Raw genomic sequence first — 21,600 nt, 5'->3', positions numbered from 1 at the left:
ATACCGATAAACCGCCGATTTCTGAAATATGGACAGACCTTCAGGTGTTGGCGGATCGGGACAGAGCCAGTTGATTTCCACTCTGAAAACCCCTGATACCTCAAACAACAGGCAGACTATTACTCAAACTCAGGGTTTGAGGGATAAAACTGTCAATGAGGTTCCCTGCAAAGACCTTCATCAGCGTTCAGTTGTACCCAAAGAGCCAACCTCCTACCTTGGCTGGTTAGCCACTCCAGCCAAAGAGGTTGCCAGAGTAACCGCTTTATTTTCTTACGATCTTGCCAACACAACCTATCAGACATTGACTGCAGGCTGGTCTTCCATCGGTCAGGGAGTATCTGAAGTGGCAAAGCTTGGTCTTGGAACCATGGGGTTTGCAGCCTCTTTGGCTCAGGCCGGCCTTGCCGCAGCAGGGGAACTGGCAGATTCACAAGGCTTGGCCATAGCCGACAGCAACGTTGATATGCTTGGCTGGGCCCTGGCCAAAGCTGGCATCAAAACGGTTGGAATACCAAAATCAGAGTTGCGGGCACTTGGCCTGTCCCTTGCCAGACTTCATATGGGCCAACAGCAGGACATCCATATTATCGATGGAAAGCTGGAACTTTCCTCACATAACGATAGCCTGCAAGATCTGATATCGCCTCAGAGTCCCAGCAGTAACACCGCTCCAGCATCACCATATACGGCTTCAGATAAGAACAACGCAGAAAATATTGACTCCGTTATACAGATCGGAAATATACATCTCGAAGGTATACAGCCCGGTGTCGTCAAACCTCAAGGGACTGACAGGCAAGGCAATGCGCTGGAAAGCCTGACGATCAGGGCTGACAAACTGGCTTTTGACGTTGAATATTGGCCGTCTGATTCAGCAGAAGCCCCCCGGGAAGCACCTGTAACGCTATCTATTGAAATAAACCAGCCAGAGCTTGTTGGGGAAAGCAACCTCCTGTCATTAATCGCCACGTCAATCAATCGCTACTGCTCAGGATTAAAGCATCACCTGCCGGGAGCCATTGTTACTGATCAGGATGACTCCCCGGCATTATCTTCATTCTGGAATCAGGAAGGCACCTTTGCCCAGCTAAAGTCACCGATCGCACATATCGAGGTCAAAAACCTGAAAAGCCTTGCTCCGGGCATGTCCAGATACATTCCCGAAGTAACCAGCCTCTCACTGATTGATCTGGATACAGGTCTTCACAGCAACCTGGTAGGGGATCAGGCATCGAAGCCAACTATCTTTTTTGAAAGCCTTGAGTTCAATGACAATAATGCCGGCCCATTGCATATACGGACGGGTCAAATGTCATTAGATGAAGATATGAGTGGCTCGCTGGCGATTCTGGTACAGACGCCTTTCTCCAGGTTAGAGGAATTCATGCCTCAAATTCCTGATGCCGCAAAGAAAAAACTCACCAGAAATGAAGCCGGTGAAAATCAGCTATCGATAAGAATTAATTTGGATATTACTAAGGGTGATATAGACTTAAACACGCTCACTGCACTCGGGGTGAGTGAAAAGAAATTGCCGCTGCTTCAGAAGCAAATTGAGAAAGCAGCTCTCAGGGCACTGAACTCAAGCCACACCCGATTCAGAAACCTGCCATCAGGTAAGAACAATGATAAAGAGCTGAAGATCGACTCTCTTGCCATTGCAGACGACACACCCGGTTTTATTAAAAAGAAGCTGCATGGCATAACCACAAAATCAGCATCCGGCTACTACGATATTGGCGACCAGCCGTACATCAAAACAGGTCCGAACAGTAGAGGAATAATATCGCTTACCGAATTATCAGGACTGGAGGTGCAGCCCGGCTCAAACCCTCCCCCCGCTTCTGACGGGTAACGCCACCAACTTCTGATTCAGTAACTTCAGCCAAAGTGTTAACCTTTCCATCAAGACGCAGGCAGTGGTCTGAAAAACCATTACGGCAGTCCTCCAGTCAACAGGTACGACAATCATCACCGATGAACATACACTGCCCATACCTTAACAAAACAATTGAGCCTTACCTTATGCGCAAGCTGGAAAACATCCCATTTGAAGAGTTAACCATTGGCGCCAGGGCCACTCTGACCCGTACGCTGACAGAAGAAGATCTCCTGCTGTTTGCCAAGGTATCCGGTGACACCAACCCCGTTCATCTGGATGAGGCATTTGCCGCAACGACCCAGTTTGCAGGTCGCATTGCCCACGGCATGTGGACAGCCTCACTGATTTCATGTGCACTGGCCACAAAACTGCCGGGACCCGGTGGTATCTATCTGGGTCAGGAGCTAAAATTCATGCGCCCTGTAAAAGTCGGTGATACGGTAACCGTCGAGCTGGAAATTCTTGAGATCAACGAACAGCGCAAGCGTGCAACAGTTTCAACCAATGTCGTCAACCAGGCCGGTAAAACCGTTGTCAAAGGCAAGGCTGAAATTATGCCGTCCTCTGGCAAGGTCGTTGTTGATGAATACCCTCTGCCCGAGGTGGTATTGAAGCCAGCTGAATAAATCGACTGAAGAAAGCGCCCTTGCCTGACAGCCCCTATACTGTCAGGTTTCCCTATAATAAGACCGGCATTCGCGCTACAACAGCAATGCCCATAAGTGGAGAATAACAGGCCGTTATGACAACCACCTCATTTCATCCCCCAAAGCGTACCCTGATGGGTCCCGGCCCCTCCGATGTTCACCCGAGAATTACCGAAGCCCTGGCCCGACCAACCATAGGGCATCTTGACCCTGAGTTCATCCGAATGATGGATGAATTGAAGTCACTGATTCAATATGCCTTCAAGACCAGCAACCGACTGACACTCCCCGTTTCCGCTCCGGGTTCGGCCGGGATGGAAGCCTGTTTTGCCAACCTGGTTGAAGCAGGCGACAAGGTCATCGTATGCATAAACGGTGTCTTTGGAGGTCGGATGAAAGAAAACGTCATACGCATGGGTGGTACTGCAGTTACCGTCAATTCAGACTGGGGGCGAGCAGTGGACCCGGAAGCCGTTGAAGCAACACTGAACGCTCACCCGGACGCTAAAGTTCTCGCTTTCGTCCATGCCGAGACCTCAACCGGTGCACGTTCTGATGCAAAAACACTGTGTGAGCTGGCAAGAAAGCATCACTGCCTGACGATTGTCGACACCGTAACCTCTCTGGCCGGCTCAGAGCTGGAAGTGGATGAATGGGGAGTAGATGCCGTTTATTCCGGTTCCCAGAAGTGCCTGTCCTGCGTCCCCGGTTTGTCACCGGTCAGCTTCAGCGAAGCAGCTGTCGAGAAAATCCAGGCCAGAAAGACGCCGGTACGCAGCTGGTTTCTCGATATGAATCTGATCATGGGCTATTGGTTTCAGGGTGGGCGAGGTGATGGAAAAGGTGATGGAAAAAGAACCTATCATCATACGGCTCCGGTGAACCAATTATACGCCCTGCACGAATCACTTTGCCTTTTGCAGGAAGAGGGACTGGAAAACAGCTGGACACGACACAAGTGGCATCATCAGGCGCTGGTTGCCGGACTGGCAGCCATGGGCCTGGAAATGCTGGTTCCTGAGCAGGAACGACTTGCCCAACTGAATGCCGTGGTCATCCCGGAAGGTGTCGATGACCTTGCTGTTCGACAACAGTTGCTGACGGAATATAACCTGGAGATTGGCGCGGGTCTCGGCGCATTTACCGGAAAAGTCTGGCGGATCGGCTTGATGGGGTATGCCGCTAATCAAACCAATGTATTGAACTGTCTCTGTGCTCTGGAGTCTGCACTGCTGAGACAAGGCCATGCGTTCACACCCGGCGAAGCAGTAAAAGCTGCTGCCTCTTGCTATCACTCTTGCTATCAATAGTTGTTTATCGATAGAAATAAAGGCTCAAAGGGCAGCTACATTAAGCACTATTGAGCCCTGTTGAGCCCTATTAAGCCCTCCCAATAAAATAAGACAGGTCGTCCCATGCCCAATAGAATCCCCCTTTTTATCGATGGCGAATTCATCGTCAGTGCAAGCTCACAGTTTATTCCTGTCACCAACCCTGCTACCCAGGAAATACTGGCAGAACTGCCCTATGCCACTGAGGCCGAAATGGAAAAGGCCGTAGCAAGTGCCAAGGCGGCCTTTAAGCAGTGGCGAGACGTCCCGGTATCTGACCGGGCTCGTCTGATGATGCGCTATGCTGCACTGCTGAAAGAGCACCACGACGCCCTTGCTGAACTGGTTTCCCGGGATACCGGCAAAACCTTTGCTGATGCCAGGGGCGATGTATGGCGAGGCATTGAAGTGGTCGAACAGGCGGCCAATATTCCTTCAGCGATGATGGGTGAAACGGTTGAGAATGTTGCCAACCATATCGACACCTACAGTTACAGCCAGCCACTGGGTGTTTGCGTTGGTATCAGCCCATTCAACTTTCCGGCAATGATTCCACTGTGGATGTATCCACTGGCGATTGCTGCAGGCAACACATTCATTCTAAAGCCCTCTGAGCAGGTCCCTCTCACGGTAATGCGCCTGATTGAACTGTTTGTTGCAGCGGGTGCTCCGAAGGGCGTACTACAGGCCGTTCATGGTGGTAAGGAACAAGTTGACTATCTGTTAAACCATCCGGACACCAAAGCTGTGTCGTTTGTAGGTTCTGTACCTGTCGGCAAGTACATTTACAAGACCGCAACCGACAACATGAAGCGTGCCCAATGTATGGCGGGAGCTAAAAACCACATGGTTATTATGCCCGACGCAAGCAAAGACCGGGTATTGAATAGCCTTGTCGGCGCATCGGTCGGAGCAGCAGGCCAACGCTGTATGGCGATAAGCGTGGCGGTTTTTGTTGGCGACAGTAAAAACTGGATTGATGAGTTAAAACAGCAGCTTTCCGTTGTCAGGCCGGGGGCCTGGGACGATCCCAAAGCCGGCTATGGTCCGCTTATTTCCAGGGCCGCTAAAGAGCGTGTACTGGGGTTAATTGCCCAAGGCAAAGAAGAAGGCGCAACCTGCCTTCTGGATGGCAGTGACTGCACCGTTGAAGGGCTTCCCGATGGTAACTGGGTCGGTCCAACACTATTTACGGATGTCACCACGGATATGGCCATTTATCAGGAGGAGATCTTTGGTCCGGTTCTCTGTTGCATTACCGTAGATACGCTTGCTGAAGCCATCGAATTGATCAATGCCAGCCCATACGGCAATGGCACATCAATCTTCACCGGGTCTGGTGCTGCTGCCCGTAAATACCAGCGTGAAATTGAAGTCGGCCAGGTCGGTATTAATACCCCCATTCCTGTACCGCTCCCCTTCTTCTCATTTACCGGCTGGAAAGGCTCATTCATGGGAGATCTCCATCCCTATGGCAAGCAGGCGGTTCGCTTCTATACAGAAACCAAAACGGTCACCTCCCGCTGGAATTATGATGAAGAAGCCTTTAAACAAAGCGATCAGCCAAACCTGACGATCAATCTGAAGTAACCGGCTTTGGCCAGCAATCTGAACCGCATATCTCAGGGTTTAAGCGATCTGATCCAGGTCACAAAAAGTCCGGAGCAATAACTGCAAAATTAAGGGGTGATAGAGGAAAGAGGAAAGAGGAAAGAGGAAAGAGGAAAGAGGAAAGAGGGGCAAAGATAACCGATAACGACTTTGGCTGCTTTCCCTTCCACTTCCACTTTCTTCTCAAGATGCTGATGAATGTCATTCGTCTCTTTGGCGAACCAGGACAAACAACTTTACGTTTACGTAAAGGGAACTTATACTCAAATCACTATAAAAAAGAAGCGTCCGTTGACAGACTTCTAATGAGCAAGCCCAGAGCAATGTCCAGAAAAATGTCCGAGACCACGTTCACCATTTCACAACTCGCCCGGGAGTTCGACCTCACCCCCAGGGCCATTCGCTTTTATGAAGATCAAGGGCTGCTCAGCCCAAAGCGAAACGGGCTGCAACGTGTATACAGCAAAAAGGACCGTGTACACCTCAAGCTTATTGCCCGGGGCAAGCGTCTTGGCTTAAGCCTTGCCGAATCAAAAGATCTGATAGCACTGTATGACCCTCAATCCCGTAACAAAAAACAATTACAAGCCATGCTTGATGCCATTGACACATCCAGTATGCGCCTCGAACAACAGCTTAACGATATCCGGATAATGAAGGGTGAACTTGCAGAAGCCAGAAAGCGATGCCTTGAAGCCCTGCAGGAAAGGAAGCGTTAAATAACACTCATACAGCAATAACAATAAAAAATGAGGAATCCCGAATGAGCCAATACTCAGAGCTGAATTTCAACCTGGGAGAAACCAACGACATGCTCAGAGAGCAGGTCAGGCTGTTTGCTGAAAAGGAGATTGCACCAAGGGCAACGGAAATTGATCAGGCGAATCAGTTTCCCATGGATCTCTGGCAGAAAATGGGTGATATGGGCTTGCTGGGCATCACCGTATCTGAACCGTATGGCGGCTCAGCAATGGGATACCTTGCCCATGTCATCGCCATGGAAGAAATCAGCAGGGCTTCTGCTTCCGTCGGGCTCAGCTATGGTGCCCACTCCAATCTTTGTGTAAACCAGATTTTTCGGATGGGTTCCGATGCCCAAAAGGAACAATATCTGCCGGACCTTATCAGCGGTCAGGCCGTTGGAGCGCTGGCCATGAGTGAGCCTGGAGCAGGTTCCGATGTGGTCAGTATGAAGCTTAAAGCCGAAAAAAAAGGCGACAGTTATATACTGAATGGCAATAAAATGTGGATCACTAATGGTCCTGATGCATCTACTTACGTGATCTATGCCAAGACGGAACCCGAAAAAAAATCCCGTGGCATCACCGCCTTTATTGTCGAAAGGGATTTCCCGGGGTTTTCCAGAGCACAGAAGCTGGACAAACTGGGCATGCGAGGCTCAAACACCTGTGAGCTCGTCTTTGAAGATTGTGAAGTACCTGCACAGAACATTCTGGGCAATCTGAATGGCGGCGTTGAAGTACTGATGAGTGGACTGGACTACGAGCGGGTGGTGCTGTCAGGAGGCCCCACCGGCATCATGCAAGCCTGCATGGATATCGTTATCCCCTACATCCACGACCGTAAACAGTTTGGCCAGTCCATCGGTGAATTTCAGCTGATTCAGGGCAAGGTGGCCGACATGTACACCCGGATGAACGCCTGTAAAGCTTACCTCTATGCTGTTGCTGCCGCCTGTGACCGTGGCGAAACCACCCGTAAGGATGCGGCAGGCGTCATTCTCTACTGCGCCGAAAAGGCGACCGCACTGGCACTGGATGCCATTCAGATACTCGGCGGCAATGGCTATATCAATGACTACCCGACCGGGCGCCTGTTAAGAGACGCAAAACTGTATGAGATCGGTGCCGGCACGTCTGAAATCCGTCGCATGCTGATTGGTCGTGAGCTGTTTCAGGAAACTGGATTTTAACTTAAGAAATTTCCCCCCTCGTTCCCATGCTCCACGTGGGAATGAGAGGTTACACTGAGGTAAATTTGTCAATGGTTGCACTTACCACAACAATAGCCATAGACAGTGCAAAATTTAATGACAACCGTCGTCAAATGGAGGCACTGGTTGACGAGTTACAACTGAAGTCTGATCGTTTGAAACAGGGCGGCTCTGAACGGGCTCGGGTAAAACACATCAGCAAGGGGAAGCTTCTGGCCAGGGATAGAATCGCCATGCTGCTGGACCCCGGCTCCCCCTTTCTGGAAGTCGGACTGTTTGCGGCAGAGAACGTTTATAGCGAAGCAGTACCCTGTGCAGGTGTGGTTGCCGGGATTGGTCAGGTTTCAGGCCGCGAGTGCATGATTATCGCTAACGATGCCACGGTCAAAGGCGGTAGCTACTTTCCACTCACCGTTAAAAAACATTTAAGAGCCCAGGCCATCGCAGAGCAAAACCATCTTCCCTGTATCTATTTGGTGGACTCCGGTGGCGCCAACTTGCCCAGACAGGATGACGTGTTTCCCGATCGGGAACACTTTGGCCGGATTTTCTTTAATCAGGCCAATATGTCGGCCAGGGGCATTCCGCAGATTGCCGCAGTAATGGGCTCCTGCACCGCTGGCGGTGCCTATGTCCCTGCCATGGCCGATGAAAGCATTATTGTCCGCCGTCAGGGCACCATTTTCCTTGCCGGCCCTCCCCTGGTAAAAGCTGCCACCGGTGAAGAGATTACCGCCGAGGCTCTGGGCGGTGCGGACGTGCATTGTCGTCAATCTGGCGTGGCCGACCATTATGCCAATGATGATGCCCATGCCATCAGCCTGATTCGACAATCAATATCCCGACTGAATGCTGTTAAACGTTCTATGGAAAAGCGTCAGTACGACCTCCAGCCAGGTATTGAGCCATTGTATGACATCAAAGAGCTCTATGGGGTTGTCCCTTCCGACTTGAGACAGCCTTATGACGTCAGGGAAGTCATAGCCCGCATTGTTGATGGCTCCGATTTTGATGAATTCAAGGCACTGTTTGGTGAAACGCTGGTGTGTGGTTTTGCCCGTATTCATGGTCATCCGGTGGGGATTCTTGCCAACAATGGCATACTCTTTTCCGAGTCTGCCCAGAAAGGTGCGCACTTCATCGAATTGTGCTGTCAGCGCTTCATTCCCCTGCTATTCCTCCAGAATACCACCGGTTATATGGTGGGGTCTCAGGCAGAGTCCGGTGGTATTGCCCGCCATGGCGCCAAAATGGTCAACGCCGTTGCCTGTGCCAGAGTCCCCAAGTTTACCGTGATTATCGGTGGCAGCTTTGGTGCCGGAAATTATGGCATGTGCGGAAGAGCCTACGATCCCCGCTTTCTCTGGAGCTGGCCTAATGCACGTATTTCAGTGATGGGCGCAGAGCAGGCCGCCAATGTACTGGTACAGGTCAAACGTGACGCTTTGGAGAAACAGGGTCAGGTACTAAGTGAAGAGGAAGCCCTGGCCATTCGCCAGCCCATTCTGGAGAGCTACGAGCACCAGGGCAATCCTTACTATGCCAGTGCACGACTCTGGGATGATGGAGTGATTGATCCGGCAGATACCCGCACAGTTCTCGGGCTTGGTCTTTCTGCAGCCATGAACGCACCCATTGAAGATACGCGCTTTGGCATATTCAGGATGTAAGTCAGAAGAGTACTCATCACAATGAACTACAAAAACCTGATACTCGATATAGAAACACTCGATGAACAATCCAGTAAGATCGTTACGCTCTGTCTCAACCGGCCTGAAAGCGGTAACGCCTTGAATGAGGAGCTGATTGCAGAAATGCACCAGGTGTTTGATCAGATTGAACAGACCCCCACCCGCCTTTTGCTGCTCAAAGCCAATGGTAAACACTTCTGTACCGGTGCCGACCTCCACTGGATGCAACAGTCGAAAGCACTGGGAAAAGCAGAAAATCATCAGGATGCCCAACAGCTGGCCAGCCTGATGCAACGGCTGGACCAGTTCCCGCCCCCTACCATAGCGGTGGTCCGGGGCGCAGCATTTGGTGGTGCTCTGGGACTGATCACTGCCTGTGATATTGCCATCGCCAGTCAATCGGCGAAGTTCTGCCTGAGTGAAGTCAAACTCGGGCTAATTCCTGCGGTCATCAGCCCCTACGTTGTCCGCGCCATGGGAGCACGCCAGGCAAGACGCTACTTTCTCAGTGCAGAAATCATCTCATCCAAACAGGCTCGTCGCCTGAACCTGATTCATGAACGGTGCAAAGAGCCGGATTTACCGTCGACGGTCGAAACACTTTGCCAACAAATTATCCAGAACGCCCCGATAGCGATAACTGAGGCCAAACGAGTAATCGAAGACGTCAGCAATCAATCCATTGATGAAAACCTGATTGACCTGACCTGCGACCGAATCGCCGGCATTCGCGTTTCCCCGGAAGGACAGGAAGGATTAAGCGCCTTTCTGGAAAAGCGGAGTCCCGGATGGAGAAAGCCATTAGCGGATAAAAAGCCATTAGCGGATAAAAAGCCATTAGCGGATAAAAAGCCTTCAGCCAATAAAAAGCCATCAGCAGGGGAGGGACAACATGATTAAACGCCTGCTGATAGCCAATCGTGGCGAAATCGCCTGTCGTATCATAAAAACAGCCCATGCCATGGGTTTGGAAACCATTGCCCTCTATTCCGATGCAGACCATCGGGCACTCCATACGACCATGGCCACAAAAGCTGTTTATGCCGGCCCAAGCCCTGCGCTTGAGAGCTATCTGGATATTGCAAAAATATTATCCATCGCAGAACAGGAAAAGGCGGATGCCATTCATCCGGGTTATGGCTTCCTGTCAGAAAATGCTGCCTTTGCCGACGCCTGTCAGCAAAAAGGCATTATCTTCGTTGGGCCTCCGGCTTCAGCCATCGATGCCATGGGATCGAAAAGTGAAGCCAAAAAAATCATGGCAGAGGCCGGAGTACCGCTGGTTCCCGGATACCACGGCAAGAGCCAGAGTAATGAAAAGCTGATGGCCGAAGCCGAAAAGTGGGTTACCCACTGCTGATCAAGGCTGCTTTTGGTGGTGGCGGTAAAGGGATGCGTGTTGTTGACAGTTCAGAGAACCTGCAACAGCAACTGGAGTCGGCAAGGCGTGAAGCAGAAAAAGCCTTCGGTAATAACCAGCTGCTCCTGGAACGCTTTGTCACTAATGCACGGCATGTTGAAGTTCAGATTTTCTTTGACCAACAGGGAAATGGTGTTTTTCTGTTTGACAGAGACTGCTCACTGCAACGACGTCATCAAAAAGTGATCGAAGAAGCGCCGGCACCCGGACTGACTCCCGGGCTGCGTGAAGCCATGGGCAATGCAGCAGTAGCCGCTGGCAAAGCCATCGGCTATCAAGGGGCTGGGACCGTCGAGTTTCTGCTTGATGATGAGCAATTCTATTTTATGGAGATGAACACCCGCCTTCAGGTAGAGCACCCGGTAACGGAGATGGTGACCGATCTTGATCTGGTTGAGTGGCAGCTAACCGTCGCGTCCGGAAAGCCACTCCCATTGAATCAGGCGTCAGTCCACTGCCATGGCCATGCCATTGAAGCCCGGTTGTATGCAGAAAATCCGAGACAGGATTTCCTGCCCACCTCTGGACGAATTTTGGCATTGGAGTGGCCAGAAACCCATGGCAACCTGCGTATTGATACCGGCATTCAGGCCGGTGACAGCATCACCGCCTGGTATGACCCCATGATGGCCAAAATAATTGCCAGAGGCTCCAGTCGAAAAGCGGCAATAGCACAGCTACAGGCGGCACTGGCCCGGTATTATCAGGCCGGGATCTGCGATAACCGGGACTTCCTGACCCACCTGCTGGCAACCCGGGATTTTATCGATGCCAAACTCAGTACTGACTTTATTGATCACCATCCGTTTCCTGCCTTATCACCGGAACAGCAATACCAGCTGTTAGCTGTTGCCGCTATTTATCAGTTTGAACATGGAAGCCTGGCCAGATCCGATGAGTTACTGACAACCTCATGTGACTCTTCTTTCAGCACAGAATCCCTGATTCAACTTTATCTGGATGAACAGTGCTGGCTGGTTCGGGTCGATAAACAATCGAACCGTTATCTGCTTCGTTTTCCAGGGATGTCTCTGGCCATAACCGCAAATATTAATCCCGAAACCTGCGGTGCATCCGTGAGCGTCAGTTTTGATCTCACAGATGCAGAGCAATTACGACCAATAACTGGTCGTATAATTCCCCAGCCGGGGCAACTATTGAAAGTCATTCTTCCGGATATAAGCCATGACGTTGCACTTCCCGGCCATCCCATGGAACATGAAGACGATCGGGATAATGTGCCTCTTGCCCCCATGAGTGGTTCCATCACCTGCGTGATGGTAAACGAGGGTCAGCCTGTAGAGCAGGGAACCCCGTTGCTAATGATGGAAGCCATGAAGATGGAGCACTGCATCACTGCCAAAGCGTCCGGAACCGTTGAGCGAATACTTTACAGGGCAGGAGACCAGGTAGCTGCCGGGTCGCCCTTGCTGACGTTTATCGAATAAGCCATAAGAACCATAAATAACAATAATAAAATGAATGGAGCAACGGGATGTCCAGTGATACAGCCAATGCACAGCGACTGCCAGACAGGGTGACGGTGGTTGAGATGGGTGCCAGAGATGGCCTGCAAAACCAGCCGGAGGTACTCTCCGCCGGGATTCGCTCAGAGCTGATCAACCGCCTTGCTAAAACCGGGTTGCAGCGCATTGAAGCAGGCAGTTTTGTGTCACCAAAAGCCGTTCCGCAAATGGTGGACTCCGATAAAGTATTCGACCGTCTGCACCGACAGACCGGCGTCATCTATGGCGCCCTGATTCCCAACATGAAAGGTTTTGAGGCAGCCCTGGCCGCTGGCGCCGATGAAGTGGCGGTATTTGCTTCCGCCTCGGAAGGGTTCAGTCAGAAAAATATCAACTGCTCAATTGCCGAAAGCCTGCAGCGTTTTCAACCGGTTATAGAAGCAGCAAAAAAACACGGCCTGAAAGTCAGAGGCTATGTCTCCTGTGTGATGGGATGCCCCTATGATGGTGATGTCTCCCCTTCCGCCGTTGCCGGTGTTGCCGGACAACTCTGGCAGATGGGCTGCTATGAAATATCTCTGGGCGATACCATTGGCGTTGGTACGCCTCTCAAGGCCAAAAAGGTTCTGGAACACACTGCCAGAAATATTCCCGTCTCATCGCTGGCTGCACACTTTCACAACACTTATGGCCAGGCGCTTGCCAATGTTTTAGCCCTGCTCGAAGAAGGGCTTTCGGTGATTGATAGCTCTGTTGCCGGCCTGGGAGGATGCCCTTATGCTCCCGGCGCATCAGGCAACCTGGCCACAGAAGATGTGGTCTATATGCTGCACGGGATGGGCATTAAAACCGGGGTAAATATGGAGGAACTGCTAAAAGCAGCTACATTCATTTGTGACCAACTGGGCATAACCTCAAGATCAAATGCCGGGTTTGCCCTGAGCAGGTTAATTCATCCCTCAGGATGAATGCTAACGCACTAATCAAGAAGTCATTTCATAACAGAATTCATAAGAGAACCCATAAGAGAGAGCCAATGACAGCACTGTGGATACCGGATCAAACAACAATAACATCATCCAATCTTCAGGCATTCATCAACCGCGTAAAAGACGTCACAGGGTTGCCACTGGAGAATTATTCAGATCTTTACCAATGGAGCATTGACGATCGCCCCGGCTTCTGGCAACTGCTTGCAGAATTCTACCAGATACAATTTCACACCCCACCCTCTGCTGCGTTAATAAACGACAGTATGCCGGGTGCTCAGTGGTTTCCCGGTGCAACACTGAACTATGCAGAACACCTCCTGCAACGAAAAGACCGTAAATCAGCCTTGATATTCAACGGTGAAAATGGCTGTCGCAGAACCCTGAGCTACAAGGAGCTCTATCACTCCGTAGCCGCTGCCCAGAAGGGGTTGATTGAAGCCGGTATCAAAAAAGGGGATCGTGTTGCGGCCTTTATGCCCAACTGCCCGGAAACCATTATCCTGATGTTGGCCACCACCGCGCTTGGTGCAATCTGGTCGTCCTGTTCTCCCGATTTTGGTATTCAGGGTGTTCTGGACCGTTTCGGACAGATTGAGCCCAGGCTCCTGCTTGCCGTTGACCGTTACTTTTATGGTGGAAAAACCATTAACTGTTTGGCAAAGATAGGGCAAATACAGCAAAAAATCCCTTCTCTGGAAACCACAGTCATTGTGCCTTTTGCCAATCCGGAACCGGATATCGGGCTGCTCAACAATGCGAAGCTCTGGGCTGACTTCTGTGAACCATCGAATGAGCCGGTCAGCATTGTGCCTGTCGAGTTTAATCATCCGCTGTTCATTATGTACTCTTCAGGCACCACTGGTGTTCCCAAGTGTATTGTTCATGGTCATGGTGGAACGCTGCTGCAACATTTGAAAGAGCTGGGCCTTCATACCGATCTGAAAGAGCAGGATACGATTTTCTTCTTTACCACCTGTGGCTGGATGATGTGGAACTGGCTGGTTTCGTCACTGGCCCTTGGAGCCACTGTCGTTTTGTTCGATGGTTCCCCTTTTTATCCCCAACCTGCAACCCTGATGGATATGGCAGAGGCAGAGAACGTTGCTATTTTTGGCACCAGTGCCAAGTACATTGCCGCCCTTCAGAAAGCCGGCGTCAAGCCTGCCAGCAGCCATAACCTGCAGCATCTCAAAACGATTCTATCGACAGGCTCCCCGTTGCTGCACGAAAGCTATGATTACGTCTTTCAGAATGTAAAACCGGATGTGCGCCTTTCGTCCATATCCGGTGGAACCGACATCATCTCCTGCTTTGCCCTGGGCTGTCCGATATTGCCGGTCTATCGTGGTGAACTGCAGTGCCGGGGCCTGGGTATGGATGTTCACTTTGTCGATACGACAGGCACTCCGCTGATCGAAGAGAAGGGAGAGCTGGTCTGCCGGTCCAGCTTCCCATCCATGCCCGTTGGCTTCTGGAATGACCCCGATGGCACCAAATACCACAATGCCTACTTCAACGAGTTTGCAGGGCTATGGGCCCATGGGGACTACGGCGAACTGACCGGGCACGATGGCATCATCATTCATGGCCGGGCAGATGCCGTATTGAACCCCGGAGGCGTTCGCATTGGTACTGCCGAGATTTATCGCCAGGTTGAAAAGGTAGAGGAGGTTCTTGATAGCATCGCCGTAGGGCAGGATTGGGAAGACGACATACGAATTATATTATTTGTACAGCTCCGTGATGGTGTGTCACTGGATGATGAACTGGTCAAAAAAATCACTCAGACTATCCGTAGCAACACAACACCTCGTCACGTTCCCGCCAAGGTTCTGCAGGTAACCGATATTCCAAGAACCATAAGCGGTAAAATAGTCGAGCTGGCAGTGCGTGAAGTCATTCATGACCGGCCGGTAAAAAATACCGATGCTCTGGCTAACCCGGATGCACTGGATCTGTTCAGAAACCGTCAGGAACTTTTTTCCTGACGAGCTCGCCAAAAGTAATTATTTGGTGTTCAGTGCAACCGGATTTTCTGTCAGCTCATAAATATTAAGGCTTATATAACACCCATCACCTTATGGCTTTTTATGGCTTATGGCTAGGGCCTGTTGACGTTTCGTTGCGAGCTCAGCGGGACGCGCAGTTTGGCTCAGAAAAGCGTCATATGCGCGAAAGACTTGCGCAGCGCGTAGTTATTCTACGTCAAGCAAGTCTGACAAAGCAGATGGCGCTTTTCTGAGCCACCCTTCGGGCGTATCAGGGCGCCCCTATGACTTCGTTGCGACATTTTGAAAGGCAACCAGCCTTCCTGCAATGCCGCGCCTCATCATAGGAGCGCCCTGATACGCTGAGCACGCAACGAAACGTCAACAGGCCCTATGCAGCACCAGCATGATATCAAAGCATAAAGCTGATCAGGTTGGTTGATCGTTTTATTTCGAATTATCATATTACTTGATCAATAGTGAGCGAATTCTGACACAGATCAATTAATCAGGTGTTGCATCCATCACAATGCATGGCTCACCAGAACCGACGAATGCCTGTTCAGGCAAGCGACACACCATCACCTCAACGCTTTTGGCGATCACGCGCTCAAGCCAATGAACTGGAGAGCATCATCAATGCACTGACAGCAATCAAACCCAGTGTAATTCGATGCAATAAGGTGTCAGAAAGTACCTTTACCAGCTTTCCGGCAATGGGCACACCAATCATAGAGCCGGCAATCAGGACAATGGCCGTGGTCATATCCGCCTGACCACCATCAGCATAATTGAGAGCGGACAGGCCAGAGAGCAATAGGGCAATGACAATAGAAGATCCCACGGCCTGTTTGATGTTTACCTGTAACAGTACGGTCAGAATCGGCAGCAACAGTACACCACCACCTACGCCAGTTGCACCAATCACAACACCTGATCCAACGCCGGCCAGCAGCGGCCGCCAGGGAGCTATATTGCCCATGGGAATCATTTCTTCGGTTGTCTCTGCTACTGTCACTTCCGGCTTTTTCCTGCTTTTCAAATCTTTCAGATCTTTATAAACCATACTGACCAGGGACAACACAATCGCGGCAATAACCATCAGGTCCACGGTGCCATTGATAAAGCTTGCAGTCTCGGGATTCTGCGACAGTCGAACAATATATTGTGTGGTCAAAAATGTAGCGGGGATAGCTCCGGCCAGCATCAGGCCGCTTTTCCGCCAGCTGATATTGCCCATACGGATATGAATCGCTGCCGCATTGATTTTCATCAAAAAGGCACACAGGCTGGCGGTACCAACGGCCAGTACCGGATTCATACCGAATACACCTCTTAATATAGGGATCATTAAGACACCGCCCCCGACGCCGGTCATTCCCAAGGCAAGGCCGATCAGGCAGCCAATCAGCAGAGTAAAGCTCAGCTCACTGATACTGAGAGCCATAATTGATTCCACAGGAATCCAGGTAACTGTTCAGCACCCCCACATAAATCTGGAATTTTCTGATTTTTATACCATCCTCTTAAGCACCATTTTTCCACAATATTCGCCAGCATGATTCCAGAACTACCCGCAACTATGTCGGCTGAGATTCTCTTGAAAGAGAATGCAGAGCTGCGGATGAGAGTTGCCTGTCTGGAAGAGCGATGTCGAGAATTGGAAGAAAAGGTTGGCAAGAACAGTCAAAACAGCAGCAAGCCGCCATCGTCTGATGGTTATCAAAAACCTTGTAAAAACAGTAATTCTCCAGATCATTCTGACGACCTTTCCGCAGATAAAGGTACCGATCCATCGGATGAAAAACCCAATCCTAAAAGTCTGAGACAGTCTTCTGGTAATAAAGCCGGTGGAAAGAAAGGGCATCAGGGCACTTGTCTTAAACAGGTCGATATCCCTGACTATATTGAGTACCTTCCGGTTAAAGAATGCAATAAATGTCAGGCGTCTCTTCTTGATAGTGAGCCGGTCAAATATATTGAACGACAGGTGTTTGAACCAGGGAGACCGGGTGAATTTGAAGTAACGGCCCATAGAGCTGAAGTAAAAATCTGCACTTGTGGTTGTCGGAATCAGGCTGAATTCCCGGAAGGTGTTACCGCTGCCGCACAATATGGCTCAGCCACACAGGCTATGGCCGTCTATCTTAACCAATACCATTTCCTGCCTTTTAAGCGCGTGTCAGAGTATTTTAATACTCTCTATAAAATGAGTGTAAGTGCAGGCACTGTCGCCAATTTTGTGGCCAGAACCTATGAAAATCTGGCTTCTACTGAAGAGGTTATTCGTGACGCCTTGCGGGAATCGTCTGTTGCCGGAGCCGATGAAACGGGTATGCGGGCCGAGGGCTCTTTGCACTGGCTACACGTTATGCGGGATGAACAATGGACGCTCTACTACTTGTCTGAAAAGCGAGGTCGTGAGGCCATGGACACGATGGGCATACTGCTAACATTTGCAGGCGTTCTGGTTCATGATCATTGGAAATCCTATTTTGCATATGCGGCAACTCACGTACTTTGCAATGCCCATCACCTGAGGGAGCTTTTGGGTGTTGTTGATAGGGACAGCAATCAACTGGCGTTGCGATTGATGAAGCTACTGAGGCTTTCCTGGCATTACTGCAAGGGCTTTAAGACCATAGGTATGCTACAGATGCCAAGTGTTGTCTGTGAACGAATCGAGAAGATTTATGACCGGTTGCTTCAGCGGGCTCTAATGAAAGAAGTCGTCTATATGGAGAAGCAACGAGAGGAGCTTAAGCGCAAGAAAGTCAAGAATACTAAAGCTTACAATCTCTTCAAACGACTCACTGAGTTCAAGGCTGAGACACTGCGCTTCATGTCAGATTTTACCATTCCCTTCGATAACAATGGCAGTGAGCGGGATGTTCGAATGGCCAAGTTAAAGCAGAAAATCTCAGGCTGCTTCAGGAGTGCAGACGGTGGTTCTATGTTTGCACGGATTCGCAGCTATTTGTCGTCTGCCAGAAAACAGGGAATGGACATATATCAATCACTTCATAGAGCTGTTCGGAATTACTGTAATATGCCTTTGCTCAGTGCTGAATAGTTACATTTGGCCTAAAGCAAAACTCGCAATAAAATAAGGCTCTTTTCGAATTCCGAACTGCTGAACTATCCTTGGTGGATATAATTAGCCATCGCCAGCATTGACCATGAATATAGGCCGAATCTCAGATATCATCAGTAATGACACCTGCTTTGAGATGATCCGTGAGAACCGCTGGCCAGATGGCACTGTTCTCTGTCCGCACTGTGATTCTGAGAATGTCAAAAAGAATGGACACGACAATGTGCAGGTAGAGTGCCAGCACTATTACTGTAAGTCCTGTAAGCGCTACTTCGATGACCTGACAAATACGGTTTTCGCAGGACACCACCGACCACTCAAAGTCTGGATTGCCTGTCTCTATTTAATGGGGCTGAACGTCTCCAACAGCCAGATAGCTCAGGAACTTGATCTGTGTGTCAGTGATGCACACCATATGACCACAGTCTTACGAAATGGTGTTGTTGACCGAAAGCCTGAAGTGATTCTTGATGGCGAAGTTGAATTCGACGAGGTCTACATTGTAGCTGGTCACAAGGGACACCCTGAAGCATTAAAAAAATCTGGATCGTCCACCGAGAAAAAGAAGGCTTAAAGGCGCTCCGGGCCGTGGGACTCTTGAAAAAGACAAACCGCCGGTATTGGGAATGATTCAAAGGGGAGGTCAGGTCATTATCAACATGCTGTCGAACGTTAAGAAGGCGACAATCGAACCATTTATCAAGAAACACGTAGCCCCACAGAGCCAGATTTATACCGATGAATACAACATCTATGATGACCTTGAAAGCTGGGGCTTCAGACATAAAACGGTCTGTCACGGCAAAGGTGAGTATGCTCGTGATGATGACAAAGACGGTATTTACGAGGTGCATGTTAATACTATGGAGGGGTTTTGGTCACTTCTACGCTCGTGGCTAAGGCCTCACAGGGGAATATCCCAAGAGGCTTTACCCCTTTACCTTGGCTTTTTTGAGTTTTTGCATAATATTGGCCGAAGAGGCAAAAGTCTTCTTCAGCCCTTAGTCAACTTGCTGGTTACATAGCAGTCTGGAATTGGAAAAGAGCCTAAAATAATCCGGCATCCTGCAATCACCCTTTGTTGGATGCTACTGATGTTTCTGAACCTATTCGCAAGTTTGACCGAAGTTCGAGCCGATAACCATCGTTATCCTTTGGCGCACCCCGTGTAGTGATAAGTATTTGGAGCTGCTTTTACAGAGAGCAAATCTGATTGCAGCCAAATGAGCTTGCCCTGACATTTTTACTTCTATCCGTCATTCAGCACTCAATCTGAGAATTTCCCTACACCGGCTAAAATGTAAAAAATTCTCAGAATGAACATGTCCAATGCATCCTCATCAGTTCCACATTCAACGTATCGATCATATGGGTTTGGTTGCCGGTATGTGCAAAGAACTCGGTATCTCTAATCATCTGGATTCCCTGGTTCCTAACCAATCTGAACACCGGAATATTTCCTTTGGCGAAACCGTAGTATCAATGCTGCTTAACGGCCTTGGGTTCACTGCCCGCACGCTTCATATGTTCCCGGAGTTTCATGCTGATAAACCGCTGGATAAACTCATCAGGCCCGGTATTAAACCCGAACACATTAACGACAGTGTACTCGGCAGAGCCTGGATCAGCTTTTTGAACTGGATGTAAGTGAGGTCTATTTATCGCTGGCTGTCAAGGCAGTGAATGTCTTAAAACTGCCGTGCAAGGCTCTGAACCTTGACTCAACAAGCTTGCATGTGGACGGCGTTTATAACAGCGAATCTGACGTCGACGAAGAAGATATGCACTATATCAAACTCTGTCGTGGATACAGCAGGGATCATCGACCCGAGCTCAACCAGGCAATACTGCTGATGATGACGGAAAATCAGGCCGGTATTCCCGTTTTTATGAAAGCGTCCAGTGGCAACGTAAACGACAATAAAAACTTTAAAAAAGTCATCAGCAGCCATTTGAAATCCTACCGGGAAGCCCTGAATAATCGCTACCTGATTGGTGATGCAGCACTTTATACAACAGATAACGTACAGATACTTCATCAGCAGGGCCAGCAATTTATCACCCGGGTTCCGTCAAAAATCAAAGAAGCCAGAGAACTGATTGACAGTGTCGCTTCTTGTGAAATGACACCAGTGGAGGGTGCTGAGGGCTATGAGAGTCATGAAATGCTGTCAGATCATGCGGGTGTCTCCCAGCGCTGGATTCTGGTCCGCAGCGAGCAGGCTCGAAAGAGCGAACAAAAAACACTGCTGAAAAAAATGCTAAAGAAGTCTGAGAAAGAAGCAGAATCGCTGACCAGTAAACTGGCCAAAAAAGCCTTCAAGTGTGAAACCGACGCATTGCGTGCGTTCGATGAATGGCAGTCAAAAACTATTTAGGCTCTATTTGATTTCCGAACTGCTCTGCAGTGAAAATTGGATGTGGACCACGCAATGTAAGGCTTGAGGGCAAATTGCCGAGCAAAGCTCTGAGAGCCTTTAATGATAAGTGCTTCAGCCAGGTTCAATCTGGGAACAGTCTGTAATCCAATAAGAGCCACTATTTATTGTCAGGCGGAACCTGTCATTACTGAGAAACCCTGCTATACCAAGGTAGGTCGTCCGGAGAAAGGCTCTAAACCGGACAGTATTGAATATTATGTGAGCGGATATCCTTGGGTATCCGTTGACTGTCGCAAAGATGCAGAGTGTTCTCTGGGTTGCTTTGTGCTGGCGACGAATGATCTGGACGACAGTCGGCTGAGTACAGCAGAAGTGCTAAGTACTTACAAATCACAACAGTCAGTAGAGCGTGGCTTTCGGTTTTTGAAGAGCCCGGAGTTTCTGGTTTCTTCGCTGTTTTTAAAGAAACCGGAACGAATAGAAGCCTTGCTGATGGTGATGACGCTGTGTCTGTTAGTGTATGCGGCGATTCAGCATCGAATTAGGCATGAGCTAAAACGACAGAGTCGGTTTTTCCCGGACATGAAGCGGAAACCCTGCCAAAACCCGACAGCGCGTTGGGTGTTTTTCTGCTTTCAGGGTATCAACGTGCTATTGGTCGATGGACATGAAAAGCATGTGGTTGGATTACAAGAAAGGCAGTTGACTATTATTTCAATTCTTGGGCGACCGTATCAGGAAATTTATTCCTGATACGGGTGCTGAATGACGGTTCTATCTGTTGACTTATCTTTAAAAAACAATATGATGAGTTCATCTAACGGGGTATAGCGCAGTCTGGTAGCGCGCCTGCTTTGGGAGCAGGATGTCGGGAGTTCGAATCTCTCTACCCCGACCAATCTTTTTTCCCTTCTTGAAGTGTTATCTAATTCTTTCTCGTCACATTGACAGGTTTTTCTGTGTGTTTAAAATAGCAATTACTTCGGCGTGTAGCGCAGCCTGGTAGCGCATTTCGTTCGGGACGAAAGGGTCGGAGGTTCGAATCCTCTCACGCCGACCAAGGAAATCAAGGGCTTACGAGAATCACATATAAATAATTATTTAAATGAAACCCTTTTGAGAACAAAATTGAGAACAAAA

Annotated in this window: 18 protein-coding genes, 2 tRNA genes and 1 pseudogene; 18 read left to right on the top strand and 3 right to left on the bottom strand. The window is 49.7% G+C overall.

What is annotated here, in order from left to right:
• The first annotated feature begins 28 nt into the window (after positions 1-28).
• The 4 genes from MJO57_RS21240 to MJO57_RS21225 all read left to right on the top strand — a co-directional run bounded on the left by MJO57_RS21240 (position 29) and on the right by MJO57_RS21225 (position 5,453).
• Positions 29-1,858, top strand: coding sequence for a hypothetical protein (locus MJO57_RS21240; RefSeq protein ID WP_252018550.1), 1,830 nt, complete (start codon positions 29-31; stop codon positions 1,856-1,858).
• Between the two features lie 170 nt (positions 1,859-2,028).
• On the top strand, positions 2,029-2,511 hold the full coding sequence (locus MJO57_RS21235) for a MaoC family dehydratase (RefSeq protein ID WP_252018549.1): 483 nt from the start codon (positions 2,029-2,031) through the stop codon (positions 2,509-2,511).
• 155 nt (positions 2,512-2,666) lie between these two features.
• Positions 2,667-3,842 carry an alanine--glyoxylate aminotransferase family protein gene (locus MJO57_RS21230; RefSeq protein WP_252018548.1) on the top strand — a complete coding sequence of 392 codons (1,176 nt, stop codon included), beginning with the start codon at positions 2,667-2,669 and terminating at the stop codon, positions 3,840-3,842.
• A gap of 105 nt (positions 3,843-3,947) precedes the next feature.
• The gene (locus MJO57_RS21225; protein ID WP_252018546.1) at positions 3,948-5,453 is read left to right on the top strand and encodes a CoA-acylating methylmalonate-semialdehyde dehydrogenase; all 1,506 of its coding nucleotides are present in this window, start codon (positions 3,948-3,950) and stop codon (positions 5,451-5,453) included.
• 89 nt (positions 5,454-5,542) lie between these two features.
• Here the strand turns inward: MJO57_RS21225 and MJO57_RS21220 are convergent, their stop codons facing one another.
• Positions 5,543-5,704 carry a hypothetical protein gene (locus MJO57_RS21220; protein ID WP_252018544.1) on the bottom strand — a complete coding sequence of 54 codons (162 nt, stop codon included), beginning with the start codon at positions 5,702-5,704 and terminating at the stop codon, positions 5,543-5,545.
• A gap of 75 nt (positions 5,705-5,779) precedes the next feature.
• Here MJO57_RS21220 and MJO57_RS21215 point away from each other — a divergent pair, with 75 nt between their 5' ends.
• The 8 genes from MJO57_RS21215 (at position 5,780) to MJO57_RS21180 (ending at position 14,985) form a co-directional block, all read left to right on the top strand.
• On the top strand, positions 5,780-6,193 hold the full coding sequence (locus MJO57_RS21215; RefSeq protein WP_371924658.1) for a MerR family DNA-binding transcriptional regulator: 414 nt from the start codon (positions 5,780-5,782) through the stop codon (positions 6,191-6,193).
• 44 nt (positions 6,194-6,237) lie between these two features.
• Positions 6,238-7,407: an isovaleryl-CoA dehydrogenase gene (locus MJO57_RS21210; RefSeq protein WP_252018542.1), complete on the top strand. Its 1,170-nt coding sequence runs from the start codon at positions 6,238-6,240 to the stop codon at positions 7,405-7,407.
• Positions 7,408-7,478: 71 nt separating this feature from the next.
• Positions 7,479-9,098 (top strand): carboxyl transferase domain-containing protein, encoded by a 1,620-nt coding sequence (locus tag MJO57_RS21205; protein ID WP_252018540.1) that lies wholly within the window; start codon positions 7,479-7,481, stop codon positions 9,096-9,098.
• A 21-nt stretch (positions 9,099-9,119) separates the two neighbouring features.
• Entirely contained in the window at positions 9,120-10,019 is a 900-nt protein-coding gene (locus MJO57_RS21200; protein ID WP_252018538.1) for an enoyl-CoA hydratase-related protein, read from the top strand.
• Positions 10,012-10,479: a biotin carboxylase N-terminal domain-containing protein gene (locus MJO57_RS21195; protein ID WP_252018536.1), complete on the top strand. Its 468-nt coding sequence runs from the start codon at positions 10,012-10,014 to the stop codon at positions 10,477-10,479. Before MJO57_RS21200 ends, MJO57_RS21195 begins: the two co-directional genes overlap by 8 nt.
• Positions 10,461-11,987, top strand: coding sequence for a biotin/lipoyl-containing protein (locus tag MJO57_RS21190; protein ID WP_252018534.1), 1,527 nt, complete (start codon positions 10,461-10,463; stop codon positions 11,985-11,987). The genes MJO57_RS21195 and MJO57_RS21190 overlap by 19 nt, the downstream gene beginning before the upstream one ends.
• Before the next feature lie 47 nt (positions 11,988-12,034).
• Complete coding sequence (locus MJO57_RS21185) at positions 12,035-12,973, top strand: hydroxymethylglutaryl-CoA lyase (RefSeq protein WP_252018532.1); 939 nt, start codon at positions 12,035-12,037, stop codon at positions 12,971-12,973.
• A 68-nt stretch (positions 12,974-13,041) separates the two neighbouring features.
• Positions 13,042-14,985 carry an acetoacetate--CoA ligase gene (locus MJO57_RS21180; protein WP_252018530.1) on the top strand — a complete coding sequence of 648 codons (1,944 nt, stop codon included), beginning with the start codon at positions 13,042-13,044 and terminating at the stop codon, positions 14,983-14,985.
• Between the two features lie 610 nt (positions 14,986-15,595).
• On the opposite strand, the gene MJO57_RS21175 is transcribed toward MJO57_RS21180, so the two are convergent.
• Together MJO57_RS21175 and MJO57_RS21170 are read right to left on the bottom strand one after the other, a co-directional pair.
• Entirely contained in the window at positions 15,596-16,432 is an 837-nt protein-coding gene (locus tag MJO57_RS21175; RefSeq protein ID WP_252018528.1) for a sulfite exporter TauE/SafE family protein, read from the bottom strand.
• On the bottom strand, positions 16,408-16,545 hold the full coding sequence (locus MJO57_RS21170; RefSeq protein WP_252018526.1) for a hypothetical protein: 138 nt from the start codon (positions 16,543-16,545) through the stop codon (positions 16,408-16,410). The genes MJO57_RS21175 and MJO57_RS21170 overlap by 25 nt, the downstream gene beginning before the upstream one ends.
• Between MJO57_RS21170 and MJO57_RS21165 the strand changes: the two genes are divergently transcribed.
• The 6 genes and pseudogenes from MJO57_RS21165 (at position 16,544) to MJO57_RS21130 (ending at position 21,520) form a co-directional block, all read left to right on the top strand.
• Positions 16,544-18,058 (top strand): IS66 family transposase, encoded by a 1,515-nt coding sequence (locus MJO57_RS21165; protein WP_252017330.1) that lies wholly within the window; start codon positions 16,544-16,546, stop codon positions 18,056-18,058. The genes MJO57_RS21170 and MJO57_RS21165 overlap by 2 nt on opposite strands.
• Positions 18,059-18,164: 106 nt before the next feature.
• The gene (locus MJO57_RS21160) at positions 18,165-18,653 is read left to right on the top strand and encodes a transposase (protein ID WP_252018524.1); all 489 of its coding nucleotides are present in this window, start codon (positions 18,165-18,167) and stop codon (positions 18,651-18,653) included.
• Entirely contained in the window at positions 18,622-19,104 is a 483-nt protein-coding gene (locus MJO57_RS21155; RefSeq protein WP_252026893.1) for an IS1595 family transposase, read from the top strand. The genes MJO57_RS21160 and MJO57_RS21155 overlap by 32 nt, the downstream gene beginning before the upstream one ends.
• Positions 19,105-19,408: 304 nt before the next feature.
• Positions 19,409-21,213 (top strand): annotated as a pseudogene (locus MJO57_RS33380) (IS1634 family transposase).
• 68 nt (positions 21,214-21,281) lie between these two features.
• Positions 21,282-21,358: transfer RNA gene (locus MJO57_RS21135), tRNA-Pro, on the top strand.
• Positions 21,359-21,443: 85 nt separating this feature from the next.
• Positions 21,444-21,520: transfer RNA gene (locus MJO57_RS21130), tRNA-Pro, on the top strand.
• Positions 21,521-21,600 lie beyond the last annotated feature (80 nt).

The organism is Endozoicomonas sp. SCSIO W0465 (assembly GCF_023716865.1).
Lineage (GTDB): Bacteria > Pseudomonadota > Gammaproteobacteria > Pseudomonadales > Endozoicomonadaceae > Endozoicomonas.
The sequence above is the reverse complement of the archived record's forward strand: the minus strand, read 5'-3'. Positions and strand labels throughout refer to the sequence as shown.

Excerpts from the sequence above, each read along its gene's own strand:
- MJO57_RS21240 (WP_252018550.1), top strand. The coding sequence starts at position 29 with ATGGACAGACCTTCAGGTGTTGGCGGATCGGGACAGAGCCAGTTGATT.
- MJO57_RS21235 (WP_252018549.1), top strand. The coding sequence starts at position 2,029 with ATGCGCAAGCTGGAAAACATCCCATTTGAAGAGTTAACCATTGGCGCC.
- MJO57_RS21230 (WP_252018548.1), top strand. The coding sequence starts at position 2,667 with ATGGGTCCCGGCCCCTCCGATGTTCACCCGAGAATTACCGAAGCCCTG.
- MJO57_RS21225 (WP_252018546.1), top strand. The coding sequence starts at position 3,948 with ATGCCCAATAGAATCCCCCTTTTTATCGATGGCGAATTCATCGTCAGT.
- MJO57_RS21215 (WP_371924658.1), top strand. The coding sequence starts at position 5,780 with ATGAGCAAGCCCAGAGCAATGTCCAGAAAAATGTCCGAGACCACGTTC.
- MJO57_RS21210 (WP_252018542.1), top strand. The coding sequence starts at position 6,238 with ATGAGCCAATACTCAGAGCTGAATTTCAACCTGGGAGAAACCAACGAC.
- MJO57_RS21205 (WP_252018540.1), top strand. The coding sequence starts at position 7,479 with ATGGTTGCACTTACCACAACAATAGCCATAGACAGTGCAAAATTTAAT.
- MJO57_RS21200 (WP_252018538.1), top strand. The coding sequence starts at position 9,120 with ATGAACTACAAAAACCTGATACTCGATATAGAAACACTCGATGAACAA.
- MJO57_RS21195 (WP_252018536.1), top strand. The coding sequence starts at position 10,012 with ATGATTAAACGCCTGCTGATAGCCAATCGTGGCGAAATCGCCTGTCGT.
- MJO57_RS21185 (WP_252018532.1), top strand. The coding sequence starts at position 12,035 with ATGTCCAGTGATACAGCCAATGCACAGCGACTGCCAGACAGGGTGACG.
- MJO57_RS21180 (WP_252018530.1), top strand. The coding sequence starts at position 13,042 with ATGACAGCACTGTGGATACCGGATCAAACAACAATAACATCATCCAAT.
- MJO57_RS21175 (WP_252018528.1), bottom strand. The coding sequence starts at position 16,432 with ATGGCTCTCAGTATCAGTGAGCTGAGCTTTACTCTGCTGATTGGCTGC.
- MJO57_RS21165 (WP_252017330.1), top strand. The coding sequence starts at position 16,544 with ATGATTCCAGAACTACCCGCAACTATGTCGGCTGAGATTCTCTTGAAA.
- MJO57_RS21170 (WP_252018526.1), bottom strand. The coding sequence starts at position 16,545 with ATGCTGGCGAATATTGTGGAAAAATGGTGCTTAAGAGGATGGTATAAA.
- MJO57_RS21160 (WP_252018524.1), top strand. The coding sequence starts at position 18,165 with ATGAATATAGGCCGAATCTCAGATATCATCAGTAATGACACCTGCTTT.